This is a genomic window from Vibrio sinus (assembly GCF_023634645.1).
In the GTDB taxonomy this organism is placed as follows: Bacteria; Pseudomonadota; Gammaproteobacteria; order Enterobacterales; family Vibrionaceae; genus Vibrio; species Vibrio sinus.
The window spans coordinates 61,628-87,493 of the sequence record NZ_JAMKMR010000001.1 but is presented as its reverse complement, the minus strand read 5'-3'; the positions used below and the strand labels follow the sequence as shown (position 1 = coordinate 87,493).

Sequence of the window (25,866 nt, the reverse complement as noted above, 5' to 3'; positions counted from 1 at the left end):
TCACCTTTGATAAGGGTCATTGTTGTGAATGCTAAAACAAAAGAAATACTTAAGTCTCAGGGGCTTGAAGCACTTAAAAGGCGTGTTAGAGAGCAAAAGCAAAAAAAGGCTCAGCATGCAGATCTGACGAACACAAACTCCCGTAAAAAGGCGCGAACGGTATTCCCTTTGACCAACGCTCAGAGAAGTGTCTGGACGATAGAGCAAATACTTGATCAAAACGTGGCTTACACCAACCCTTTGGCGGTGCGATGTCGTATCAAGCATGATTTTGAACTTGTCCGTGTTCAAGCTGCACTTACCGCGGTAGCCAATCAACACGACATTTTTCGCACCACTATCCAGATAAAAGACGATGAACCATGCCAATGCTTAGGTGAACATGCCGCCTTCCCGTTAACGTTCGATGATATATCAAATTATCCTGAACAAGAAAAAGAAGCATGGGTTAAGCTCGCTGCTAAAGAAGAGGGCACAAGGCATTTCGATTTGACCAAAGGTCCCTTAGCACATTGTCGGATGGTTAAAATAGACTCTGGCGATTACGCCATTATGTTTACTTTCCATCACATCATTTCCGATGGCTGGACCATGAGTTTGTGCTTTAAACATTTTATGACGGCGTATTTTTCTAAGCTTGATAGTAACGTGAGTCAATTCACTAGCTATGCACTTGAAGAGAGCCAATTTTTCAAACAGGGCCGATTTGATACCGGGTTAAACTATTGGAAAGAAAAATTAACTGGGGCGGCTGGAGTGCTAGACATACCGACTGATCGCCCTAGGCCGGAGTACCAAAGCTTTTCTGGAAGCTACGTCAGCCAATTGATGGATTCCCATTTTTGGCAAAAACTGCAAACGTTCGCGGTACAGCAAGGAGCAACCACTTTCCATCTCATCTTAGCCGCTTATCAGTTATTGCTACATAAATACAGCAACCAAAAGGACGTGATAATTGGTGTCCCATTTGCTAACCGAATGGATTACAACACCCAAGAAGTTATGGGGTTGTTTATGAACATGCTACCACTTCGCTTCTGTGTTCAAGGAGAGCATTCGCTTCATGATGTTTTAGATGAATCAAGAAGAGAAAGTGAAAGTGCGGCCGCACACCAAGATATTCCCTTTAATCTTATTTTAGACTCGATTGATTACTCTCGTGATACTAGAGCCAATCCCTTGTATCAAGCAGTCCTTTCGTATCAAATTTACCCACACTCGCACCGTAATACGCTGTTTAGTTACTCGCCGATTAAAGTCGACTACGGCGTTTCAAAGCTCGACCTAAACTTATGGGTAGAAGAAGACGGCGATAGTGTTTTATTTACGCTCAACTATTGTACTGATCTGTTTGAACGCCAGACGGCAGAGCGAATGCTCAAAGACTTGCAAACCCTACTTGCACACTTTGTTTCTCAGCCGAATATGGCGGTTAACGAGATTTCTTTTTTATCTAGCAGTGAAAGACAGAAATTGCTGCAGACTTGTCGGCCAACTTCAGCGCAGCCTATCACTCCGATTCACCATCAATTCGAACGTCAAGCGTTAAATAACCCTGATGCGATAGCCATTCGTTGTGAAGAGCGCAGCATGACGTACAGGGACCTTAATGAGAAAGCGAATCGTCTTGCGCGTCGGATCAAGTCTTCAGGTGTATCAAAAAGGCAATCGGTCGCTATATTGATGGAGAAAACCGAGCATACCATTGTGTCAATTTTTGCTGTCATGAAGGCTGGAGCGTGTTATGTACCGATAGATGTGACCTTACCTGAGCAAAAAATACGTTTTATTCTACAAGACTCGAAAACGTCATGTATTTTGATAGCAGGTAAATCTAACCAGCTGACAGAGTCTTTATCTTTGCAGTTTACCTACGACTGCATTGATGTGATTGAGACTCACACTGATGAAATGCTTTCAGTGAGTACTAATTTAGAGCTGGATGACCGCTGGGAAGAAACACCCGCCTATATTATTTATACCTCAGGCAGCAGTGGGGCACCCAAGGGTGTATGTGTTAGTCATGCGCAGATAAGTCACTATTGCCGCTCCATTTCTCCGATTTTGCAGCAAGCCCCTTTTGCCCGCTATGGTGCCTTTTCTTCACTGACCACCGATCTCGCCCATACCATGGTGTTTCCTAGCCTGATCGGCCAAGGTGAATTGGTCATCCTGACACGTACTCAGTTAGAAAGCCCCGAGAAACTGGCCGAATTCCTTGAGGAGTACCCACTTGATTGCATGAAAATTACCCCAACACATCTAAGCGCTTTACTCACATCGGATTGCGCGAGTTCGTATTTGCCGAAGAAATTGCTGGTGCTTGGTGGTGAGCGGTTACCGATATCTTTGGTTAAGCGGGTACGAGCCCTCAATCCTAGATGCGATATCATCAATCACTACGGACCAACCGAATGCACGGTTGGCGTGACGACCTATTCGCTGCCGAGTGACTGGGCAAAGATAAATCTTAAATATGCGCCTATAGGTAAACCGTTAAGCAGCAGCCATGTATTGATCTTGGATGAGCAAGGAGCACTGGTCGCTCCAAATATGGCAGGGGAGATATGTGTAGGTGGTGACCAGCTTGCAATAGGTTATTTGGGGTTAACCGAGGAGACGCAAAAACGCTTTATCGCCCATCCATATATCAAGGGGGAGCGGTTGTACAGGACAGGGGATAAAGGTAGGTTGTTGGCCGATGGTAATTTGGAATATTTGGGCAGGCTTGACCGTCAATGCAAAATCCGAGGTTATCGCGTCGAGCTTGCAGGGGTTGAACATGGCATACAGCAACTTAACTATGTAAGACAGGTCGCTGTGGTGCAACAGTCACCTGGTGAAGAAGAGGCGAGGTTGGTTGCTTATGTTGTGTTAAACCGTGACCATCACACAGGATCGGAAGTAAAAGAACAGCTAAAAGCGGATCTTATTCGTAATCTACCTAGTTACATGCAACCCGAAGCTTGGGTGTGGCTAGATGCGTTGCCAATGAATGCAAGTGGCAAAGTAAATTATCGTGCCCTTCCAGTAGCCAAAAAAATGAACAATGTTGAAGATGCAGAGCATGATGATGTGTATTTTGCTAGCTTATCGACGGACTCTGAGCTTATTGATCAAATCAGTACGCTGTATAAGCAAATCTTGAGAGTAGATACTTTAGATCTTGATAAAGGTTTCTTAGCGCTAGGGGGAAGCTCTATCAGCGCTCTAAAGTTAATCATAAAGCTTAATAAGGCGTTGAATTCAAACTTAACGCTAGGGACTTTGTTGGAAAACAGCAGTGTTAGGCAATTAGCAAACGCGATAGAACAGCAAAATCATACACCTGAACAGTTCAATAATTCTTCGTTAGTAACGCTAAATGAAGGACAGTCGCAAGACAACACCATCGTGTTGATTCATCCCGCAGGCGGCAACGTTTTGTGTTACCAAAATCTAGTTAAGGAGCTTGGTGATCATTGGCCAATTTTTGGTGTGCAGGTAGCTGATTACCAACATATTGATGACTATCACCACTCCATTCCTACGTTGGCACGGCATTATGTCGACCAGATAGGCGATATTGCTCGTCGGCCTGGTTTGATCCTCGCAGGTTGGTCATTGGGCGGTACGCTGGCGTATGAAATGGCCTACCAAATCAGCCAGCTAAGTGGATTCACACCGACGGTCGTGGTGTTTGATCAACCTGCACCCAATGTGGATATCGATGGTAGTGCCGAGATGTCAGAATATGAGCGATTGGCGTATTTTGCACACAAAGTAGAGCTGTTTACTGGGGTGTCTTTCGGCATTACAAGCACTGCGTTAGCGGAGCTATCTGAACATGATCGCTCAAAGCTCTTTTTAACTAGCTTCCAAGCTGCTCAACTTGTCCCTGACAATATCACACTACACGACTTTCAGTCCTTCTTGGCGCAATTACAAGCTCATATGAAAGCCACGGATGAGTATCAAGGCCGGTCATACAAAGGAGCAATAATTGTTGCCGAGGCGAAAGACACTCTACCAGGACGTGTGAAGTTGATTACGCCAGGGCTAGGGTGGCAGAGTTACACTGAAAAACCCGTTACCGTGATTCCAGCGCAAGGCGATCATATCTCTATGATGAACCCTCCAAATATCGCTCATGTTGCTTTGAAGATTAAGGAGGCGTTATTGTGAGTGAGGTAGCGATTGCCAATAGCCAAGAGACCAATACTGTCTCAAAAAAAGAGTGGTGCGCCATCATTGGCGGGTTGATTGGTGGCTTTATGGCTATCCTTGATATCCAAATCACGGTGTCATCGATGAAAGTGATTCAAGGCGCATTATCGGCGTCATTGGATCAAAGCTCTTGGTTATTAACCTCGTACTTCACTGCAGAAATTGTTGCCATTCCACTGTGTGGCTGGTTGTCAAAAGGCTTAGGAACAGGCCGCTACGCGCTATGGTGTATTAGCGGCTTTGTCGGCGCATCACTACTTTGCTCACTCGCATGGAATCTCAATTCTATGATTGTATTTCGTGCGCTACAGGGGTTTAGTGGTGGCGCGTTGATACCGATCTCGTTTCGGTTAATCATCGAAATACTACCAGATGAAAAACGTCCAATGGGGATGTCGCTATTTAGTATTATTGCAACGTTTGCCCCCGCAATTGGGCCTGCTCTAGGCGGGTGGCTGACGGAACATTTTTCTTGGCATGCGATATTTTATATCAACGTTCTTCCTTCAGTTATTGCATGGATACTGATTTATCGATCGATAAAGCATCCTTCGATTGACTGGAAAATACTGCGTAAAGGTGACTTCCTGGGAGTGGCATCAGTCACTTTATTTCTAGGGTGTTTAGAAGTCATTTTGGAAAAAGGGCAAGACAAATACTGGTTTCAGTCGACCTTGATTTGTGTTTTAACCGTGATTTCAGTGATTAGCTTTGTGGTTTTTCTCTATGATCAACTGACATGCAAAAATCCGCTTATCAATATGAAGTTGTTTAAGGATTACCAATACTCGTTTGGTTTGGTGATTTACGCCGTGTTGGGCGCATCCATTTATGGCACTTTATTTATGGTGCCGTATTACCTCACCATGGTGCATGACTACACGGCGATACAAATTGGTAGCGTGCTGCTTTGGCTAGGGTTGCCTCAGCTTCTTGTGCTTCCATTCATTCCAGCACTTATTCGGAGGTTTAATACAAAATATCTGATTATCTTTGGCTTTATCGGTTTGGCCATCAGCGCTTTTATGGATAGCCATATGAGCTTGAACTACGCTGGACCACAAATGATTGCGTCTATGGTGGTTCGCGCTTTAGGGCAACCTTTTATCATGGTGCCCTTATCTGTGCTTGCCACGCAGCGAGTGAAGTCAGAGGACGCTGCTTCTTCTGCTGTACTGATTAACGTGTTTCGTAGTATCGGTGGCTCGATGGGCACTGCCATTCTCACCACTTACTTTACTACTAGGATTTATTTTCACGTTGATATGCTCAAAACAACCTTGGTCTCTGGTAGCCAGGAGTTTTATCACTACTTAGATCAAGTTAAGAACTTACTTATTAATCAAGGTCAACCAGCCAGTAGTACGGATGTCAACACGATGGCGATGTCTGTTCTAGGGGCTCGAATTACTACCCAGGCAGAGATCATGGCCTTTAACGATCTGTTTTTAGTCATGGGAGTCATGATGCTAATCACCGCGGTGGTGGTTCTGTGCATAAACAAAGATTTTTGGCCTTATTCAAAAAAGGAGTCGCAAGATGAATGACAAGAAATCAATCGGTGTCTGGAGTTATCTGATGTCACCCGAAGCAAGGTTGACCATCATTATTCCGATCCTTCTTTATAACATCATGTTTTGGATGTCAGGGGTGGGCGCGGCCTTATTGGTTACGGCTTTTTATTCAGCCATTGTTGAACTGTTTAGTAAAAAGTCGGGCTCACTGTCGATTATCGCATTGATATTAGTTTCCGGAGGCATTCACTATCTGTACCTCCACGGTTATACCTTGTTTGGCATTCATTCAGAAAGTGTCTTTTTATCTCTGGCAGGCTCCCTGTCTGTCATTGTGGTGTTTGGTTTTTACTCACTCATTGGTAAGCCTGTTGTGCGAACACTGGCGGAGAATGCGCGGCCTAAGTTATTCCAGCTCCCTGTGTATGGTACGAAAAAATATATAAAAGTTTGGCAGGAAGTGTCGTTAGGCTGGATTTTGGCTTATGCGGTGAAGGGACTTGCGGTGATTCTATTCGCTAAAGACATGCCAAATTTTGTTGACTACTTTGTTTTCATTGGTGCATGGCCGCTGACGCTTGTCATGATTGCTTTTAGCATATATTGGCCCAGCTATCGGTGGTCTGATGTGAATAAGCAGCACGCTCCATAAAACTCAACACTAAGTGAGGTCCGTTATGAATCAACGAGTTAATCCATCAGTGATATTACATTCTCATCCCGACGGTGAAGCCCAAGTAGAAAACTTTCGCTTGGAAAATCGAACTCTTGAGCCACTTAAAGAGGGGGAGTTTTTAATCGAGAATATTTGGCTATCTTTGGACCCATACACTCGCCCCAGACTAAATAAAAACATCGAGCACGTCGAGCCAATTCCTCTCGGTGGTGTGATTCAAGGAGAGACGGTGGGTCGAGTTATTGAGTCAAAAAGTTCACTCTATCAAGTTGATGATATTGTGTTTACTTTTTCAGGTTGGCAGAAATATTGTGTTTGCAGTGACCGCCATTTTCTTACCTATCGTTTACCCGATACCCACCTTCCTGAATCCGTGTTTTTAAGTGCAGTCGGTACGCCGGGTCGAGCGGCGTATTTTGGGCTGAATAAAATTGGTAGGCCAGTTGCTGGAGAAACCCTGGTAGTGTCGGCGGCTTCAGGCGCAGTTGGCTCCATTGCTGGGCAACTGGGTAAACTGGCTGGCTGCCATGTAGTTGGAATCGCAGGGAGTAAAGAGAAATGCCGATATGTTGTCGAGGAATTAGGCTTCGATGCATGCGTAAATTATAAAGAAGCGTTCTTTGCTGATGCATTTGCTGAATCGTGCCCACGCGGCGTTGATGTTTATTTTGAAAATGTTGGAGGCCGAGTGTCTTCCATTGTCGCGCGACATCTAAATGACGGTGCTCGAGTGCCAATTTGTGGTGGCGCGGCACTATATAACAAAGGGAAAAATGTCGATGCATTCAAGCTACCACGATTTTATGCCGCATTGCCCAATACTCCTGAGCATCGTTTCTTTTTGGTAACGGAGTGGGTCAACGAATACCCCAGCTCGATAAGTTGGTTATTAGAGGCTGTAGAAAGTGGGCAGCTCAAGTACAAAGAGTCGATAACAGAAGGGCTAGAAAATGCGCCTCAAGCCTTCATTGACATGCTCTGTGGCAGGCACTTTGGCAAACAATTGGTTCGAGTTTAACTCCTGTACTAGGCAACTCAACGGAATACGTTGAGTTGCACTAACTCCGTAAACTTTAGCGATCTTCAGAGTGTACTATGAAAAAAATAATAAAAATTGCTGCACCAGTGCTTGTGTTGGCCATGGCTGGTGGCGCTTATTGGTTCGATTATGGTCGTTATATCCAAAGTACCGATAATGCGTACGTGAACACCGATATCACTAATGTCAGCGCAAAAATCAGTGCAGAGATAACGCAAGTGGATGTACAAGATAACCAAAAGGTGAAGAAAGGGCAGTTGTTGGCGGTTCTTGATGATCGTGAATATGTTATTCAGGTCAATACTGAGAAAGCGACATTAGCTCAAAGTGAGGCGCAAGTTTCTAATGCACAAGCGGCTTATCAAATGCAGTTAAGCTCCATTAAGGAGTATGAGAGTGATGTGTATGCAGCAAAGGTCAAGTACAACAATGCCTTAAAGCAATATAAGCGCATTCAGGCCCTGGAAAAAGAGCAATATGTTTCAACTGTAGACAAAGACAACAGTGAGTCGACACTTAAGGTTGCCAAAGCCACCTACATACAAACTCAAGCGAGTTTAAAAACTCAACAGGACAAACTTGCGGTGTTAAAAAGTTCTATCCAGCAAGCCGATGCACTAGTGAAGCAATCCAAGGCGGATCTTGCTCAAGCGGAGTTACAGCTTAGTTATACTCAAATAATCGCACCTATCAGCGGTTACGTGAGTAATCGTGATCTTCATGTAGGAATGATGGTACAAGCAGGTCAATCGGTTTTGAGTATTGTTTCCAGCCAACCTCCTTGGATTGAAGCAAATTTCAAAGAGACACAAACTGCGAACATGCACGCAGGCCAGGCCGTAGATATCACCTTAGATGCCTACCCAGGTAAAGCATTTAAAGGGAAAATCCAGAGCCTATCTCATGCAACAAGCGAAACCTTCGCCATTTTGCCTCCGACTGATTCAACCGGAAACTTTACGAAGGTAGTACAGCTTGTGCCAGTAAAGATCGTATTTGATAAACCGATAGTGTTGGACAATGGCTTATCGGCTGAAGTTACGGTGAATACTCGAAGTTAACATAGTTACCCGTTGCAAACGGGTAACTTTATATACGGTGATTGTATTATCTGCCATGGTCACATGGCATTTTTCGACATTAACAGCATCAAGTTATCGACTTCTCTTTTGTAGGGTGGCCAGAACATGTCTTTCACGAAAAAACCTTTATCATTTTCAGTTTGATGCTTGAGCGACGCGCTCACCATACCTAGTTCGTTAGCGACACGAGTTTGCACCGCATCACCAATAAAATAATTGGCAAAAATTTCAGCGGCTTCCAGCTTTTTCCCTTTTAATCGTTTATGGAAATTGATGGTGTCCATCCAAACGGTATTGCCTTCTTTGAACTTTATCAGCTTCCAATCTCCACCCGCTCTGTTCTCTGCAGCAGCGCCGATACCATAAGAAGCGACGATTAATAGGTTGTCCTTAAATTCTGGGCCATTTCCCCAAAAGTAGGGCACCTGTTTATAGAGCGCTTTGAGTTTGTTTTCTATATCGCCTTTTTGGCGCTCAGCTTGCATTTGCTCACGTGTGACGTCATTAAGGTAAAACGCAGACTTACCGGCCATCAAAGAGGCAATCGCGACATTAGGCTGAACTTGCCCCTTGGTTAGAGATATCTTTCCCGTCCATTTTGAATCGAGTAAGTCGTTTAAGCTTGTTGGCAGATCAGACTCTGATAACTTTTTCATATTTGCCCACAGGCCGTAAGCTCCGCCTCCAAAAGGTAAATAGAGCGATTTTCCATTGGCGGTACCCATTGGCACATCGAGCATAGATGGATCTAGGTTTTTATAGTTGGTAAATCTCGGTGAGTTGAAATTGATTGGCTGGAGCAGCTCGGCGGTTTTTCCTCGTTGCATTTGAATGTAGTTTAATGTGAGAAAGCTAATATCAGCCTTGCCTCCCCTTAAGATTTTAAACATCTGTTCTGGGCCCTCAGCCCAAGGCGAGATGACATTAATTTCGTAGTTGTAACCTTGTCCTTTTAGAATCTTGTTAACGGCTTGAACCTCATGTGGTTCGACATAACCTTCCCAAGTTAAAACATTGATTTTTTCCATCGCTAGTGCTTTAAACGGTAGCGTTAATATGAAAAGTAGGAAGAGTCCAATTTTAAAATTCCATTCTGTTGTTATTTTCATTATTGATGTATCCATACTGTAATTGATAAAAATATTAGTACACTCATATGTTTTTTCAATATAGTGGTGTGCTTGTTGGTTATGCAGAGTCACTCTGCATCAAACCGAGCTTGGCAGCGATGTCGGGCGTATCGATATCGATAGCAATCCCTTCATCTGACACGGCTAATTCTTGGGATTGATTGTGGAAATTTTTGATGACTTGCTTTGCGCCTTCACAGGCTTTTAACTGGCTTAGTTCTGATAAAAAGTGATGTGAGAATATAACAGGATGGCCTTGAACACCTTGGTATGCGGGCCGTATGATGCACTTGCTGCTTCCAGTTAACGTATTGCTATCGAGGCAATGCTGATGTAATCGGTTTATGGTGGACACCGATATAAATGGCATATCAGCAAGGTAGATAGCACAAAAGGTCGGACTTAAATTTGAGTGCAAAAGGTGGGACGCGCCACACGCGATACTGGCTCCTAAACTTTTGTCGGTGTCTTTATTGTGAGCGAGTAGTGTGACTTTCTCAGGGTCAATGTTTAGGTTGGATAGATTATCCGTGTCTTTGTGCACAAGGAAGATACGCTGATACGATGTGTAAAGAGTGTTCAGTGTCCTTTCTAGAAGAGGAGGGGAGCCAATAAAGCGTTTGTCTTTACCAAATCGTGTGGAATCTCCAGCGGCGAGTAATAATGCGCAAAACTTGGTCACTGTGACTTTCCATTTTGGCTCGCAATGACATCAGCGATGATGGAAACGGCAATTTCAAACGGTGTTTTGCTACCAATTGGAAGGCCTATTGGTGCTTTTAGCCTGTTTATTTCTTTTTGGCTAAAGCCACCTATACGTTCTAGCCGCTCTAAGCGATTATCAGACGTGATTTTTGAACCCATAGCGCCAATATAAAACGCATCAGACTCTAGTGCGGCCATCAGGCCTAAGTCGTCTATCCTAGGGTCATGAGCGAGCGCTAATACAGCCGTTTTCTGAGTCATATTCTCATCAATAAACAGGTCGGGACTGCGCCATATTATGTTAACGTTATACCGTGTATCAGCGCCTGATAATGGCCAACTTTGTGCAAGTTCCTCACGCATATCGCATACTTTTACTTTAAATCCGGCCATTAAACCCAATTTCGCGACCCATTCACTGACTTGGCTAATACCCAGTATCAAAAGTTGAGTAACCTGTTGATAGCGAATAAAGATAAAATCTTCACTTGGGGTTAGCGTATTTTCATCTTGTGTTAACCGATCAGATTGAAAGCTTACAGTGTTCGAACACATGTCTAATACTTTAATAAATGGCTGCTTTTTGTTTGCCTTTGCGAGGAAATTGTTAAAGTACGGGTAAGATTCTGGAGTATAATATTCGACCAACAGCCTGATACTGCCTCCACATGGGAGCTCAATGCTAACGTGCTCATCGACGAGATCTTTGCCATAGCTTATGACTTGGGGAAATACATCCAGCTCTTGGTTATCGAGCCTTTGAATAAAGGCATCTTCTAAACAACCGCCAGATATTGAACCCAATCGTTGTTTTCCGTTCCAAGCAAATAGCGAACCGACAGGTCTGGGAGCAGAGCCATAAGTGCCCAGTATGGTACATAACCAAAACGACTCTCCCTTTGCGACCCAAGCTTGCACTTCATTGAGCATTTGCAGATCAGTGAGTTGCATTACTCTGGCTTTCCTCAACTTTCTTTCTCAAACTTTGTACTTCCGAAAGGCTGAGCTGTTTCGGGTTGTTGGTGTAGGCTTGAGTGAGATAATTTAGTAAGTGCATCAGATCTTCGTCGCTTAGACGGGCGTTAAATGCAGGCATTGTAAAGAAGGCATTGGTCTGTGAATAATATTGGGGCTTAATCCCATACATGATGGCGTGAGCGGTGTTGTAATGGTTTCGCTGAGCTAGGGTGCCATTTCCTTGCATGCCTGGCGCATAATTTGGTTTCCCTTCGCCTTCATAGCCATGACAGTTTGCGCAGTAGGCTTGATACAACTCATGGCCTTTGCTGCCGAGGCCCTTGGTGTGATAGGTAAGTGTTTTACCCTGGATAGTGTTGTCGCTATCGAGCAGGTAAATGGTGGCGGCCCGTAAGTCGTCGGTGTTGAACTTGCTTAAACTATGGAAAATAGCGGTGTACATTTCGCCAACCACAGTGCCTTTGCGCGAATAGCCATGGGCAAGCATTGCTTCGACATCGGTTGTTCCCCATCCGCGATCTTTCAGTAATTGCGGGGTGATATTGGGCGCATAAACCTCGCCTATCATTGCACCACGGAAATGACGCTCAAGATCCATACCCATTGTCGAGTTACGTGGTGTATGACACTCACCACAGTGGCCGAAAGTGTTGACGATATAATTGCCTCGATTCCATTGTGCGCTTTTACCCGGAGTCGGGGTGAATTCTCCTTTTTTCAGATTCAACATATTCCAAAATTTCATCCCAAATCGAATATTGGTAGGGAATATCATGTCGTTGTCTTTGTTTTTCTGTGCAGACGGTTTGATGCTTTGAAAGTAAGCGAACAAAGCTTTGGTATCGTCACTGGTTATTCCCGCGTAGGAGGTATAGGGCATGGCGGGATACAGTTGACCTCCAGGCGCGTCGCCGTTGTGCAGTGCATCATAAAAGTCTTGATAGCTATAACGGCCAATGCCTTCTTTTTTGTCCGGAGTAATATTGGTGGAGTAGACAGTGCCGAATGGCGTCGCAAACGGGGCACCACCAGCATATGGTTCTCCACCATCAATGGTATGGCACGCGTAGCAGTCTCCCATTTCAGCAAGATATTTGCCTTTTTCGATTAAGCTTTGGTTGGAGTCTGCGGCATAAGAAAAAAAACTGGCGATCGTGAGCATCGCTACACTGATCCTTTTCATAACGTTGCCCCTTCCGTTTTCAAGATGGCATCTTTAACGGCCGCATAATATTTTACGTATCCTGTACATCGGCATACATGCTCACCAAGTGTGGCCTCGATTTTTGCTTCGACTTGGTCAACTGGGATAGGGTTTCTTTTTAACTCTTCAATTAGCGCAATTGTGTGGTTAGTAAAACCTGACGTACACCAACCACATTGAAATGAAAAATGTTTGATGAAAGACTCTTGGACAGGGTGTAGAGCGATGATCTCTCCCTTTTTATCCAGCTCCGCGTGACCTTCAATCGTGCGCAGTTTTTTACCATTAAAACCAACGGCATTGGTAATACAGGTTTTGTGAACTTCAGATGTCCCATCTTCATTGTCCTGAATGATGACACATGCTGAGCAAATTCCTTGCCCACAACCAAACTTAGTGCCCGTTAAATTCAGATATTCGTGAAGAAACTCTAACATGGTCACTTCTGGGTCAATATCCAGCGGTCCATGCACCTCATTATTGATAGTTACAGTAATCATTGTCATAGTTCGAGCGCCTTCATAATATCTTGTGAGGTGACAGGAAGGTGGTAGAAGCGCTTGTTTGTTGCTTGATAGATGGCTTCTACTAGTGCTGAGACCACGGGAATCATCACGACTTCGGCGATACCTTTCGGGTTATCTGCCTCTGACAGTGGCGGTAAGATGGTATGTTTCATATTCCATACAGGGACATGCTTGGCGAGTGGAACTTGGTATCGGTTGAGGTTCCAAGTGCCGTTTCCTGCCCCCGTTTCATCTGAAGGAAGGTACTCGTATAAAGCGTGTCCGACGCCCATTGCTAGCCCCCCTTCGATTTGCCCCTCAACTAACTCCGGGACGATGACCTTTCCTGTTTCTAGCCATGTATGGCTTTCAAGAATATTGACGTGTCCTGTCGCTTTCTCAACGGCAATTTCTACCAAGGTAGCGGCAGGCGCATAGTAAGTGACCATCGCATTGTTAAGTTGGGTTGCGGGGTAGCTAACGGATTGGCGTTTGATCACCTGATAACCCTGTTTGTTTTTCTTATATGGTTTCGCACCGATACCATATTGGACGGCTAACGCGTCGATGGGGTAATTGTGAGTTTGACCATTTAAGGTAAAGTCTGATGTCGCCCATGCCCAGCGATTAAAACCATGTACCATGACGGTCGTGATTAATCCTTTAGCGTGAGCTTTCATTGCTAAAGTCTTAAACGGAATATCCGGATAACCTTGTAAGGTTAATTTTCCATCAACCCAACGAGCATCAAGGATATTGTTGAAGTCTATTGAAGCATATTCGCTGTTAAAGTAGTTGTTTTTCCATATCTCAATCGCCACAGGGAAAAGAGACTGCTCAAATAGGATGCGAGCGGCTTGCTCAGTCACATGCGATTGATAGAAGGCTGACATACTGGCAGAGGAGGCCATAGGGACAACTGGCGTCCATTTAGGATTTTTTTGCATTTTGTCTTGATGTTGCTGAGACATGGTATATGGACTTTGAGTGTCAAACAGCTCCATGGCTTCAAAGTCTTCGATGACACCACCGATCACTTCATCTGCGAGAACGCCAAGATATTTTTTGGGTATCACACCTTGAGCGGTGTCGGTACCCGTTCCCATTTCGACAAAGCACGATTTAACAATGACTTTACCTTCGGGGGTAATTTCAATACAGCCAGAAGGGGCTGCTGCGCCTGTTCCGTAATCTTTTGTCACTATGCTAAAACCCACGCCATAGAGTTGAGCGGGGTTGTCTTTTTCAAACTTTTCCTTTTTGGAAACCCGATTAACCCAGATGGGGTGCTGCTTGGCGGAGTCAAGAATTTCTTCGTAACGTAACGCACCGATTGGGATTGCGCCCTGTGTATTTTTCTGCCCGGATTGAATAGCGTTGATTTTGCGAATTTCAATCGGATCTACATCTAAGCTTTCTGCCGCTTCGTTTAACATCAGCTCGATAGTTGGCATGGCTTGCAATGTTCCATAACCACGCATTGATCCGCAATGAGGGGTTTGTGAGGGATAGCAGACGGCTGAAATATCATTGCGAGGAAAATAGTAAATGCCTTGTAATGCACTTGCGCCAACCATGGTGACGGAAGAAGAAAAGTTCAACCGGCCGCCACCATCAATGAGCATATCTGATTGAACAGCTTCGATTTTTTTTGTCTTCTTGTTAAATGCGACTTTGTTCGCCATGGAAAATGGGTGACGCTTAATGCCTGATTGAAACTGTTCGAATCTATCATTAGCAATGCGAACGGGGGCGTTAGCGAAAGCACTAGCAATGATGCCGTAATAAGGGAAAATCGTATGATCTTTAGCACCAAACCCACCACCAATATATGGTGAGTGTACGACGAGCTTTTTAACGTGTTTGGTTAAGGGACTTTCAGATAAAATCTTGGCTGACATCTCATGGAAGTCTTGAGGAGATTGGGTGGTAATAACAACGTGCAGCGTGTTGGTCTTAGTGTTTAAGTAGCCATTAAATGCTTCTGCTTCAAACATCATGGGCTCAATGGACTGGGTTTGAAAATGACGGTCTAAAACAAACCAGTCGCTATTATCAGCCTTTAAATCTGAATCGATTTTATCAGCGTAATACATGGCCCGCTTTACGTTATTCGAGCTACTTTTATTGGCTGATGGCCAAACTGGTTTATGATCGACGATATTGGGAAAAATAAGCCCATCTTGTAGCACGGAGAACTGATCTTTGTCTTGGCTGCCCAGAGTATTTTGCTCTCTTACAATTCGCCATGTGGCATAGGGGTCTTTGTTGGCCATGACAAGCGGGACTTTATTGCCAAATTTAATAACGGAGTTGTTAAACTGAAGGCGGTTTTTGGCTTTTTTGAATTTTGCAAAATTGTCGAATAACAATATGGCTAGCTCATGCCCAAGGTAATCGGGTGGAGTACCCTCTTTTAACAACATATGATCGCCGTAAAAATCAGGTAGCTTTAGGCCATTATCGACCAAGTCTTTCTGTGTAACGACTTTATATGGCTGAATGTCTTGCGGTAAAACACTGAGGTCAAACCCTTCATATACGTGATCCGCTTGAGGTGTACGAAGAATATAGCCGTAGTGCTGTTCATCGGGCCATCCGTCAATATCTTTTGCGCGATAGTCGCGGCCATATATTTTTTGCCCGGTGACTTTTTCAATGGCATCAGTACGGTATTGAGGCTCACCATCCAGTTTCCAATTACTTTTTATAGCGTCGTTAATGTTTAATTGGGCGGCTTCACTAACATTGAACAGCATAGGTGCACTGTAGACCGTCACACCACCGATTACACACTGTTTAATGAATGTTCGTCTACCGGGGTTGATACATTTGCTCATCCTGCCCTCAATTATTCACTGATAGAATACTAAATAAAGATAGGACAACTGAGCTTTATCGCAATGTTTGTAGATAGGAATAGCTAGCAGAGAAGGGGGTAATAATGGATAGGAGGTATGTTATATACCCAAGTTACTTGGGTATATAACAGAATGCTTAGATTTTTTTACTGTTGTTTTTTTTGAGAATATAGTCAAAACCTTTAGCTGGAATATTATAGCTTTGCCAGGTAACTACTTGCTTCGATTTAAATTGATTAACGATGTAATCTTCGTCACTTTTGCTTTGTGGTTTGTAGACACATAATCTTCCTGAGACAAACCGTTTAAATGCAATAGTGCGTCCGTCGACCTTGTTCTTCACATCGGCTGATTGACAAGTCGCGATATTACCCGTGGTGAAAGTCACGCTATCGTCACTAGGTGTATACATTGCTGCTCCACCTAAGTTACTAATATCATAAGAAAAAGACAAATTATTCGAATTGGTATACCAGTAGTCATGCCAGCCTGCTATAGCAGGAGCCGACATCGCGCTAAAGAGTAAAGCTGCCGTGAGTAATTTTTTCATGATAATTTAATCTGCTTTTCTATACTTGAGCAACCTCAGCCCTAGCGAGCTCGGTTGACCAGGTGTAACTGTTGTCAAAGAAGGGTCATATATTAGCTTTGTTTTTTATCTTTTCAATACCTGTGAGTGCGTAGTAGGCGTGCTTGTGGTGGATAGCTGTATGGAAGTGTGGAAAGTAGTGTGGCTATTTCCACTAGTTGCCCTGGTGCATGGTTTTGCCTACAAATCTGTCACTATAAGGAATTATTATGGTTGGTGTGGCTTTTTGTGGAGAAATAAATTCTATTTCATGCTTTAAAAAGGCATAATTTGGCAAAGCAATTCTAAAGACTAGCACGTATATTACTCCACTATAAACAACGCTCAATGGTGGTGCGTTGAATCAATATTGTGCAGGTAATTCAATGAATAACAACAAAATGATGCTTCTCCTGTTCGTCTCCGTATGTGTTATATGGGGCACAACCTGGCTAGCTATGGAAGTGGCAGTAACGAGTATTCCACCTATATTTGCTACCGCTCTTCGATTTTTTATCGCATCACCGATCCTGATTATTTTGTCTAAAGTCTTTAAACAACCTTTGATGTTTCCCAAAGGCAAGCAAAAGTGGATGTTCATCATCGCGGTGTTTTATTTTGCCATCCCATTTACGCTGATGATAGCTGGTGAAAAATACATCTCGTCTGGCTTGGCTTCCGTTATATTCGCCAATATGCCGATTGCTGTGATGATCATGTCGATGCTTTTCTTAGGATTAAGGCTCGCTTTTCATCAGTATGTAGGCATATTGATGGCCGTGTTTAGTTTGTTCATTATTTTATCGAACGAGCTTGGTATAAGTGGCGATAATTTGCTTCTAGGTGCTGGCGCACTGATTCTAGCAGTCGTAATACACTCGGTTATGTACGTGTTCGTGCAAAAGCATTGTAAAGATATTAAGGTGATTACGTACAATGCGTTGCCTTGTTATATCGCTTCAATGTTATTGTTCGTCACGGCATTCTTCACCGAGCAAATTCACTTTGCAAGCTTCACATTGCCTTCTGTCTTGGCGGTTGCTTATTTAGGTGTTGTCGCAAGTGTGGGAGGAATCGTGGCTTACTTTAAACTTGGTCAGGTATCGACGCCTTTCACCGCATCTATCTGTTTCTTGATTTTCCCGTTAATTGCTCTGCTTTTGTCAGATGTGGTGACTCATCAAGTTATGTCACAGCAATCTATGTTGATGCTGATTCCACTATTGGCTGGGATTTTGTTGACCAAACTACCGTTTAGCAAACTGGCAGAAAAATTCGGTCTTACTCGAGCTAAAGCTTAGATAGCAGTTCCTAGACTCTTTATATTATTTCTCTGGTCACAATGATAGTGACCAGCCCCATCTCCTTTTTTGTTTTTCTTCCCTTATTTGGGCGCTTCTCATTGCTACTTAAAGCAACGGCGCCTTCTCTTTTTTTGCTCTACACTATTATTGAGTGAATTCTCAAAAACTTAGATTAATGCTTATAGAGCCAAAAGTTTTATGAATTCAATTCATTAAGCTCAAAATAAAGAGAAAACGGTGTGCCTTCGATTACAGACAAGAAATTGCTAAGGACGATAAGATTTTTGCCTGTTGCTGTCACGCTTGTTTTTATGTTGGTCATTCTCATTGTTATTGTAAGTGAGAATCACACCAATACCGAGCACCTATCTTCCAGCCTACGCCAAGATCTATTGGACTCTCAAAAGAAATCATTGAAAAGGCAAATTGAGAATATCGCTCAAAATTTGGAATTTGATAAAAGCTTAACGGTCGACATTTTAAAAGATGATGTCAAAGAGCATGTTCAGATTGCTCATTCTATTGCAACGGATATATATGAAGATAATCAGAACCTTTCTAAGGAAGAAATAGGTGCCTTAATCGTCAATGCACTGGATGGTTTGTATTTTAATCAAGGGAGTGGCTACTTTTATATTTTTAAAATGGATGGAGTAAACGTTTTACACCCTATGTTACCTGAACTTCAAGGTACCTCACTTTGGAACTCTAGAACTGAGACTGGGCGATATGATATTCGAGAGCATATTGAGTTGATACAAAACTCTCCCAACGGAGGTGCGTACTTTCGTTGGTGGCACCGTAAACCACAAGCCTCAGATTATGGCGTAGAAAAAATACGTTATGGTAAGTATTTTGAGCCGCTCGATTGGTTTATCGGTACCGAAGAATACATTACACCTGTTGATCCAACGATTGTCCGGCGAATGTTGTCTAGGATTTCTGAGTACGGTGTTGGGCAAAGTAGTTTCGTTTATGTCATAGGGCCCACAGGCAAACTGTTAGCACATCGCGATAAGATGAAGATTGGCGAAACAAGCATTAAGCTGTATGCGCTTTTTTCCCAAGGCTTGATGCTAAATAAGGGCAAGGGAGGTGCATTTGTTAAGTATGATGATATACGACTCCCAGCCGAACTTCGGACAATGGATAAAATTACCTTCGTGAAGAGCATTCCCGCTTGGGGGTGGATCATCGCGTCTGATTTGTATTTATCTGATATCGATAAATTGGTTAATCTACAAATTGATGAAATAAAAAGTCAAAACTTAGAGCAAGTTACGCAGATACTCTTGATATGTGTGTTGCTAGCCCTTGTACTTGCCGCTGTGTCTGTTTATGTCAGTCGTTATGTACAATATAGATTTGTGAAATACCAAGATAAGATAGATGAGGACTTTTTTGAACTTCAAAACAGCAGACAACAACTAGAAGAAATCGCCACGTTAGACTCTCTTACCAAACTGCCGAATAGGCTTATGCTTGAAGATAAAATTTTGTCTGGCATTGAGGATAGCCAAGCCAGAGATAAGCAGTTAGCCGTGCTATTCGTTGATTTAGATGATTTCAAAAAGGTCAATGATCAACACGGGCATCATATAGGCGATGAACTTCTTAAAGCCATTAGTCGAAAATTTGAAAAAATACTCGGTGACAAAGATATTTTAATACGGTTTGGAGGTGACGAATTTATTCTGTGCTTTCCACTGCTGGAGAGTATTGAACAAGCACGACAAAAAGCCCAGGCTTTATGTGATGTCATGTCAGATGAGTTTATATTGCTTGGTACGGTGATCAACACCTCTTGTAGTATTGGGGTGGCAATGTTCCCTGGGGATGGCACGACCCCCAGAGAGTTACTTTCTAAGGCTGATATTGTGTTGTACCGCTCAAAAGAGCAGTCCAAAGGTGCCGTGATGTTTTACGATAAACAAATAAATGAACAAGTGCAGCACAACTTTGCTCTGGAGGATGCGATAAGAAATGCCGTACAAGTTAAGGAGTTTGAAGTTTGGTATGAGCCCAGGGTAGATGCTAAGTGTGGCAAAGTTGTTGGTGTAGAGATAGTGACGCGTTGGTGCTCAGCGACGCTTGGGCATGTACCACAGGAAGAATTTATTCCCGTAGCTGAAACGACGGGCATGATAACAAGTATCGGCTACTTCTCGATTAAAAAAGCTTGTAGCGAGATTTTGCAGTTTTCTCCTAACCACCAAGAATCGTTGTCCATCACATTTAATGTATCTGCAAAGCAGCTAATGTCAGCCAAATTTGCTCTGACGCTACATGAGCTGGTTGTTGAGATAGGCATAGACGCGAATAGGGTGATTCTGGAAATAAGTGAGGAAGTGTTTGCTGAAGGAATGAATAAGCTCAAGCCAGTTCTAGATAGCCTTCATCAGTTAGGATTTGAAATTTCGCTTCGAGATTTAGGCAAAGGCTATTCTTCGCTCCGCTATCTGAATATCCTACCCATCAACGAGATCAAAATTGATCGAGAATTTGTCGCCGATCTGCATATCAACCCACAAAATGATAGCTTGGTGAAAACCATCGCTATGATAGGAGTGTCGAATAACATTCGGGTGTCTGCGGAAGGCGTTGAAAATATTATGCAAAAAAGCATGCTTGTGAAACTTGGTTGTCAGGTTCTACAAGGCAAACTATTTGAAAACCCTCTTTCATTTCAAGAGTTTCAATCACGTTATCTGTCTACGATCTCCCCAAAATGACCATCAGCATGATTTACAACAAAGCTTTAAAGGCTTCCATTTTTTGAATGTTCGTACGAACATTTTTTGTTTGGCTGTAGAAATTCACTTCTTATCGATCCTTTGCATCAATATGTATAGGTTAACTTTTCTCCAACAGCGCATTAATAAACGATATGTGGCTCTATGCTTGGCAGCATGTAGAGAACAATGTTTGTTATAACGAATTGGTGACGTTAATAGCACGATGTTTCGTTAGAAAATGAAATCGCAAAATGATGATCTAGCTAACACTTGAGTTGCACTAACTTTGCTAAATTGTGTTCGAACGCTCATTTAGTGTTCGTATAGGTTTGACTATGTAACAAATCGTGCAAAATAGCGCTTCTCATAAGATGAATAAATAAATACATACAAAAATAAAGAGTAAATGAGGAGAGCGTAAATGGGGAGTCATCGTAAACCTACATTGTTAGGCGAATGTATCGCTGAATTTATTGGTACGGGTATACTGATATTTTTCGGGGTGGGCTGCGTTGCAGCACTCGTGTTAACAGGTGCCAGCTACGGGCAATGGGAAATCAGTATCGTTTGGGGGTTTGGTGTTTCTATTGCGATTTATTGTACCGCTGGTGTTTCTGGCGCTCATATCAACCCAGCAGTGACTATTGCTTTATCCCTTTTTCATGGGTTTGATAAGAGAAAAGTTTTACCTTACATAGTCGCGCAGTTTCTAGGTGCATTTTGTTCAGCAGCGCTAGTTTATAGCTTGTATAGTAACCTATTTACTAACTGGGAAACGGTTCACCATATTGCGAGAAACAGTGAGGCCGCGCTTGCAACAGCAGGTATATTCTCAACTTTCCCTAACCCTCATATTACTTTTGCTGGCGCAATGGGCGTAGAATTTACTATCACAGCAATTCTTATGTTTGCAATTTTAGCGCTAGGGGATGAAAACAATGGTGCGGTTCGAGGCGCGCTAAACCCCCTATTAATTGGTATATTGATCGCCGTTATTGGTTCATCCTTAGGTCCGTTGACCGGTTTTGCAATGAACCCTGCACGTGATTTCGGCCCTAAATTGTTCTCATACTTTGCTGGGTGGAGTTACGCTCTATCAGGTGGACGCGAGATTCCATACTTTATCGTGCCAATTGTTGCGCCAATACTTGGAGCCTGTTTCGGAGCTTGGGCATACCCTAAATTTATTGCTCAATATCTACCAAATGCAGAGCAAGAGCCCCAAGAACCTACCACTCAACGTGAGTTAGAAAGCTCCAACGTTTAGTACAATGCTCTTCACTAAGTAATAACAACAAATATTCTAAAATTTAAGTAACGCATACAAAAGGAAGGATTATTCCTATGACTGAGAAAAAATATATGGTCGCGCTTGACCAAGGTACCACAAGCTCTAGGACTGTCGTCTTAGATCATGATGCCAATATTGTTAGTGTATCTCAGCGTGAATTTACCCAAATCTACCCTCAAGCAGGCTGGGTAGAACATGATCCGTTAGAAATCTACGCAACTCAAAGTTCAACTCTAGTCGAGGCGTTAACCAAAAAAGGTATTCGTACCGATGAAATCGCTGGTATCGGTATCACCAACCAACGCGAAACCACTATTGTTTGGAACAAAGAAACAGGTAAACCTGTCTATAACGCTATTGTTTGGCAATGTCGTCGTACTGCTGACATTTGCGATGAGCTAAAACAACAAGGTTTAGAAAGCTATATTCGTGAAAATACTGGCCTAGTTCTGGATCCATATTTCTCGGGAACCAAGCTTAAATGGATTTTAGATAATGTAGAAGGCGCTAGAGAAGATGCGCAAAAAGGTAAACTACTGTTTGGTACGGTTGATACTTGGTTAGTGTGGAAAATGACACAGGGGCGTGTTCACGTAACTGACTATACCAATGCGTCACGTACGATGTTGTTTAACATTAATACCAAGCAATGGGATGAGAAACTGCTCAAGGAATTCGATATCCCTCTTTCTATGATGCCAGACGTACGTAACTCTTCTGAAGTTTACGGTCAAGCCAACTTAGGCGGTAAGGGAGGCACACGTATCCCAATCGCTGGTATCGCCGGAGACCAGCAAGCTGCGCTATATGGCCACATGTGTGTGGATGCAGGGCAAGCGAAGAATACTTACGGGACAGGTTGTTTCTTACTCATGAATACGGGTACGGAAAAAGTAAACTCTACTCATGGGCTTCTCACCACCTTAGCCTGTGGTGCTAAGGGCGAACCCGTCTATGCGTTAGAAGGCGCGGTGTTTATGGGAGGCGCTTCGATTCAATGGTTGAGGGATGAGTTAAAGTTAATCGCAGATGCCAAAGACTCAGAATACTTCGCAACCAAAGTTGATAGCTCGAATGGCGTTTATGTAGTCCCTGCATTTACGGGCTTAGGCGCACCTTACTGGGACCCATACGCGAGGGGAACCATCGTAGGTTTAACGCGCGGTACTAGCTCAAATCACATAGTTAGAGCAACGCTTGAAAGTATTGCCTATCAAACGAGAGACGTGCTTGATGCTATGCAGGCAGACTCGGGGATCAATTTATCTGCTTTGCGAGTGGATGGCGGGGCTGTGGCAAACAACTTCTTAATGCAATTCCAGTCTGATGTACTTGATACGGAAGTGCATCGTCCAAAAGTCACCGAGGTGACGGCATTGGGTGCAGCTTACCTTGCCGGTATTGCTGTCGGCTTCTGGGGGAGCTTGGATGAGTTATCTGGCAAAGACGAAGTGGAAAAATCGTTTATTCCACATACAGATGAAGAGAAACGCCAACGCCGTTATAAAGGCTGGAAGCGAGCTGTAAAATGTGCCCAAGTCTGGTCGTCGATGCATGAAGAAGAGGAATGATCTTCTGCCGACTGACTAGTTAAAATACGCTTCACGATAACCGTGAATTTTTGAAGATGGCTAACTTTGTGCTCCTTTGTTGGCTGTCTTTTTTTATTTTTGCTATACCACCACTCACGAGGCCTGTTTAGATTGCTGGAGTTTTATGAGGTAATACACGTTAACCACAGCGATAAACCCATTCGTCAGAACAACAGGCCAGGCTTCAATCGCAATGCCATAGGTGACAAATAAACCGCAGCCAATAAAGTTGAGTATTCGTAGTTTAATAATGTCTTTCATCGTGAGAGATATCGCGACCATAATAGACGCGGCATAACCGATTGCTTCAATTGTTTCCATAATATGTCGTCACTTGTTACTAGCGTGAATTGATTTTTAGAGAGAAGCGAGCAATATCTGCTAGGCAGTTAAGTCCAACATCTGCTCAAAATTACTAATAACAAATATAGCACTAGCGGCTATGGGGCATGCAGCTTAGTGTGATTTTTGGTCGCTTGTGGCGGAAATGGGATTGATAGGTGAGAAAAAGCCACCGCAAGATGGTGACTTTCCAATGCGGCGAATTACTTTTTACCTTTCACCGTTTGTTTATCTTCTTCAGTTAATTCACGAATTCGACGGCTAATATCTCTTCGAGCTTTAGATATTTCAGCGCTTTTGATGATGTGATCATCAACGCGATCTTCGTAGTCTGCTTTCATATTTTTGATAATTATGAAGATTTCATCGGTAGACATCTCGGGCTTGATATAGTCCAGAAGGTTATCAAGTAAATCTACGCGCTTACGGTTATCACGAACTTTCTTTTCGTTATCAATAAGCTCTCGTTTAAGTTTGTTTTTACGGCGTGCTTGATTCACGATTTCAAATACACTGCTCATATCGATTGATCCTTAATACAAATGACTACTGGTCACGATTAAATCATAATGACTGTTTAGATAACAGACTTTAGATCAATACTGACGGTACTTTGATGTAATAGTAACCACTTATACCCATATATGGGTAAATGCTTTGGAACATTTGTATTACTGTCAAGATACACTGTATTATGCGCTTACTCATTATATACGTGGAGCAAATGTGATGAAGACTTCACAGATTATTGTGGCGAAAAATGAAGCCGATGAACCAAAGCAGGATGAAACATCAAAAGTCGCCACCGCATACCTTCATGAGAGAAATCAGTTGGAATATACTGAAGTTGAACTCTCTCGTGCGAAAGTGATTGTATTAGATGAAGAGGGCAATGTGAGCCGTCTTCCCATTTTTTTAGATCATTAGCTCTCATACCCAAGTTACCTTTTAAGATTACCTTTAGGTTACTTGGGTATAGATCTCTGTGTGCAAAAGGAACGAACATGAATGTGGAACTGACACTAAATGAAGCAAGAGTCATTGGGTGCCTTATTGAAAAAGAAGTCGCGACGCCGGACTACTATCCTTTGACCTTGAATAGCTTAACAGCGGCATGTAACCAGAAAAGTAATCGAGAGCCAGTGTTGTCACTTTCCGAAACTGATGTCCAGCAAGCCGTTGATAGTTTGACCGCCAAACATCTTGTTAGTGATGAAAGTAGCTTTAACAGCCGTACAAGCAAATTTGTGCATCGCTTTTGTAATACTGAGTTTGGTGATCTTCAGCTCACCGCTCAAGAAAAAGGGATTGTTTGTTGTTTGCTGCTTCGAGGTGCACAAACACCAGGCGAGCTTCGCACTAGAACGAATCGTCTCGCGAGTTTTAGCGATGTTAAAGAAGTAGAAGCCGTGCTTGATAAAATGGCGTCACGTGAAGAGGGAGCCCTCGTTGTTAAGCTTCCACGCGAGGCTGGAAAAAGAGAATCACGTTATCAGCATTTATTTAGTGGTGAGGTTGATGTGGAACAACTGGCCGCTCCTGCAACACATCATGTCACAACAAGCGCAGAAGGTGACAGGGTAGCGACTCTAGAGTCAGAAGTCAGTGAACTTAAGCAAGAGTTAGCTGAACTACGGGCATTAGTTAACACTTTGCTCTAATTAAACGTTGTACGTTTTGTCCATGACAGACACGAATTGCTGGATCATTTATCTTATCCGAACTAAAAATGACGCGCTTTATTGTGGAATTACCACAGACTTAACGCGCCGAGTTAGCCAGCATAAAGAAGGTAAGGGAGCCAAGGCATTACGTGGTAAGGGGCCGTTAGCTCTTGTTTGGAGCTATCGGTCTGGTTCAAGCCGAAGTCATGCGCAAAAAATAGAGTACGCCATTAAAAAGCTAACCAAAAAGCAAAAGGAACACTTAATCAACGAGCCACATCTGATTAACGAGTTGGTTAGCTTCCTTAAGTAAACACTTGCCACCTTGTTTCGTCTGTACTTTTCTTCTTTATCCCTACTTACTCGCTCTATACACTCAAACCTTGGCACCTGTTCACTCTATACAATACAATCATCATTGTGAATGATTGATTATGTATTACTATTTACTATGGGAATGATAATAAAT

The 25,866-nt window shown here is 43.1% G+C and carries 20 protein-coding genes and 1 pseudogene; 12 read left to right on the top strand and 9 right to left on the bottom strand.

All coding sequences use genetic code 11. The features are described from left to right. Positions 1-24 precede the first annotated feature (24 nt). The 5 genes from M9194_RS00375 to M9194_RS00355 all read left to right on the top strand — a co-directional run bounded on the left by M9194_RS00375 (position 25) and on the right by M9194_RS00355 (position 8,496). Positions 25-4,164: a non-ribosomal peptide synthetase gene (locus M9194_RS00375; protein ID WP_250610200.1), complete on the top strand. Its 4,140-nt coding sequence runs from the start codon at positions 25-27 to the stop codon at positions 4,162-4,164. Then, positions 4,161-5,753 carry an MDR family MFS transporter gene (locus tag M9194_RS00370; protein ID WP_250610199.1) on the top strand — a complete coding sequence of 531 codons (1,593 nt, stop codon included), beginning with the start codon at positions 4,161-4,163 and terminating at the stop codon, positions 5,751-5,753. The genes M9194_RS00375 and M9194_RS00370 overlap by 4 nt, the downstream gene beginning before the upstream one ends. Then, positions 5,746-6,372: a hypothetical protein gene (locus M9194_RS00365; protein ID WP_250610198.1), complete on the top strand. Its 627-nt coding sequence runs from the start codon at positions 5,746-5,748 to the stop codon at positions 6,370-6,372. The genes M9194_RS00370 and M9194_RS00365 overlap by 8 nt, the downstream gene beginning before the upstream one ends. Before the next feature lie 25 nt (positions 6,373-6,397). After that, complete coding sequence (locus M9194_RS00360) at positions 6,398-7,414, top strand: NADP-dependent oxidoreductase (RefSeq protein WP_250610197.1); 1,017 nt, start codon at positions 6,398-6,400, stop codon at positions 7,412-7,414. A 77-nt stretch (positions 7,415-7,491) separates the two neighbouring features. Further along, on the top strand, positions 7,492-8,496 hold the full coding sequence (locus M9194_RS00355) for an HlyD family secretion protein (protein WP_250610196.1): 1,005 nt from the start codon (positions 7,492-7,494) through the stop codon (positions 8,494-8,496). A gap of 59 nt (positions 8,497-8,555) precedes the next feature. On the opposite strand, the gene M9194_RS00350 is transcribed toward M9194_RS00355, so the two are convergent. The 7 genes from M9194_RS00350 to M9194_RS00320 form a co-directional block, all read right to left on the bottom strand. Continuing rightward, positions 8,556-9,626: an ABC transporter substrate-binding protein gene (locus tag M9194_RS00350; RefSeq protein ID WP_250610195.1), complete on the bottom strand. Its 1,071-nt coding sequence runs from the start codon at positions 9,624-9,626 to the stop codon at positions 8,556-8,558. 79 nt (positions 9,627-9,705) lie between these two features. Continuing rightward, entirely contained in the window at positions 9,706-10,329 is a 624-nt protein-coding gene (locus tag M9194_RS00345) for a nucleotidyltransferase family protein (protein ID WP_250610194.1), read from the bottom strand. Beyond that, a complete protein-coding gene (locus M9194_RS00340; protein WP_250610193.1) occupies positions 10,326-11,303 on the bottom strand; it encodes an XdhC family protein in 978 nt (325 codons plus the stop codon). The genes M9194_RS00345 and M9194_RS00340 overlap by 4 nt, the downstream gene beginning before the upstream one ends. Continuing rightward, positions 11,290-12,513, bottom strand: a complete 1,224-nt coding sequence (locus tag M9194_RS00335) for a cytochrome c (RefSeq protein WP_250610191.1) — start codon at positions 12,511-12,513, stop codon at positions 11,290-11,292. Before M9194_RS00335 ends, M9194_RS00340 begins: the two co-directional genes overlap by 14 nt. Further along, on the bottom strand, positions 12,510-13,040 hold the full coding sequence (locus M9194_RS00330; RefSeq protein ID WP_250610189.1) for a (2Fe-2S)-binding protein: 531 nt from the start codon (positions 13,038-13,040) through the stop codon (positions 12,510-12,512). The genes M9194_RS00335 and M9194_RS00330 overlap by 4 nt, the downstream gene beginning before the upstream one ends. Next, positions 13,037-15,880, bottom strand: coding sequence for a xanthine dehydrogenase family protein molybdopterin-binding subunit (locus M9194_RS00325; protein ID WP_250610187.1), 2,844 nt, complete (start codon positions 15,878-15,880; stop codon positions 13,037-13,039). Before M9194_RS00325 ends, M9194_RS00330 begins: the two co-directional genes overlap by 4 nt. A 157-nt stretch (positions 15,881-16,037) precedes the next feature. Continuing rightward, a complete protein-coding gene (locus M9194_RS00320; protein ID WP_250610185.1) occupies positions 16,038-16,451 on the bottom strand; it encodes a hypothetical protein in 414 nt (137 codons plus the stop codon). Positions 16,452-16,855: 404 nt separating this feature from the next. Between M9194_RS00320 and M9194_RS00315 the strand changes: the two genes are divergently transcribed. The 4 genes and pseudogenes from M9194_RS00315 (at position 16,856) to glpK (ending at position 23,370) form a co-directional block, all read left to right on the top strand. Then, positions 16,856-17,770: a DMT family transporter gene (locus M9194_RS00315; protein WP_250610183.1), complete on the top strand. Its 915-nt coding sequence runs from the start codon at positions 16,856-16,858 to the stop codon at positions 17,768-17,770. A gap of 242 nt (positions 17,771-18,012) precedes the next feature. Next, positions 18,013-20,505 (top strand): bifunctional diguanylate cyclase/phosphodiesterase, encoded by a 2,493-nt coding sequence (locus M9194_RS00310; RefSeq protein WP_250610181.1) that lies wholly within the window; start codon positions 18,013-18,015, stop codon positions 20,503-20,505. Between the two features lie 424 nt (positions 20,506-20,929). Further along, positions 20,930-21,712 (top strand): annotated as a pseudogene (locus tag M9194_RS00305) (MIP/aquaporin family protein); the annotation flags it as partial. A gap of 140 nt (positions 21,713-21,852) precedes the next feature. Continuing rightward, complete coding sequence (gene glpK, locus M9194_RS00300) at positions 21,853-23,370, top strand: glycerol kinase GlpK (RefSeq protein WP_250610177.1); 1,518 nt, start codon at positions 21,853-21,855, stop codon at positions 23,368-23,370. Positions 23,371-23,484: 114 nt separating this feature from the next. Here the strand turns inward: glpK and M9194_RS00295 are convergent, their stop codons facing one another. Both M9194_RS00295 and M9194_RS00290 read right to left on the bottom strand, forming a co-directional pair. Beyond that, on the bottom strand, positions 23,485-23,712 hold the full coding sequence (locus M9194_RS00295) for a YgjV family protein (RefSeq protein ID WP_250610174.1): 228 nt from the start codon (positions 23,710-23,712) through the stop codon (positions 23,485-23,487). Positions 23,713-23,936: 224 nt separating this feature from the next. Next, positions 23,937-24,254, bottom strand: a complete 318-nt coding sequence (locus M9194_RS00290; RefSeq protein WP_250610172.1) for a DUF496 family protein — start codon at positions 24,252-24,254, stop codon at positions 23,937-23,939. 208 nt (positions 24,255-24,462) lie between these two features. Between M9194_RS00290 and M9194_RS00285 the strand changes: the two genes are divergently transcribed. The 3 genes from M9194_RS00285 to M9194_RS00275 all read left to right on the top strand — a co-directional run bounded on the left by M9194_RS00285 (position 24,463) and on the right by M9194_RS00275 (position 25,710). Further along, complete coding sequence (locus M9194_RS00285; RefSeq protein WP_250610170.1) at positions 24,463-24,660, top strand: hypothetical protein; 198 nt, start codon at positions 24,463-24,465, stop codon at positions 24,658-24,660. Between the two features lie 77 nt (positions 24,661-24,737). Beyond that, entirely contained in the window at positions 24,738-25,394 is a 657-nt protein-coding gene (locus M9194_RS00280; protein WP_250610168.1) for a YceH family protein, read from the top strand. Between the two features lie 22 nt (positions 25,395-25,416). Then, positions 25,417-25,710 (top strand): GIY-YIG nuclease family protein, encoded by a 294-nt coding sequence (locus M9194_RS00275; protein ID WP_250610166.1) that lies wholly within the window; start codon positions 25,417-25,419, stop codon positions 25,708-25,710. Positions 25,711-25,866: the final 156 nt, after the last annotated feature.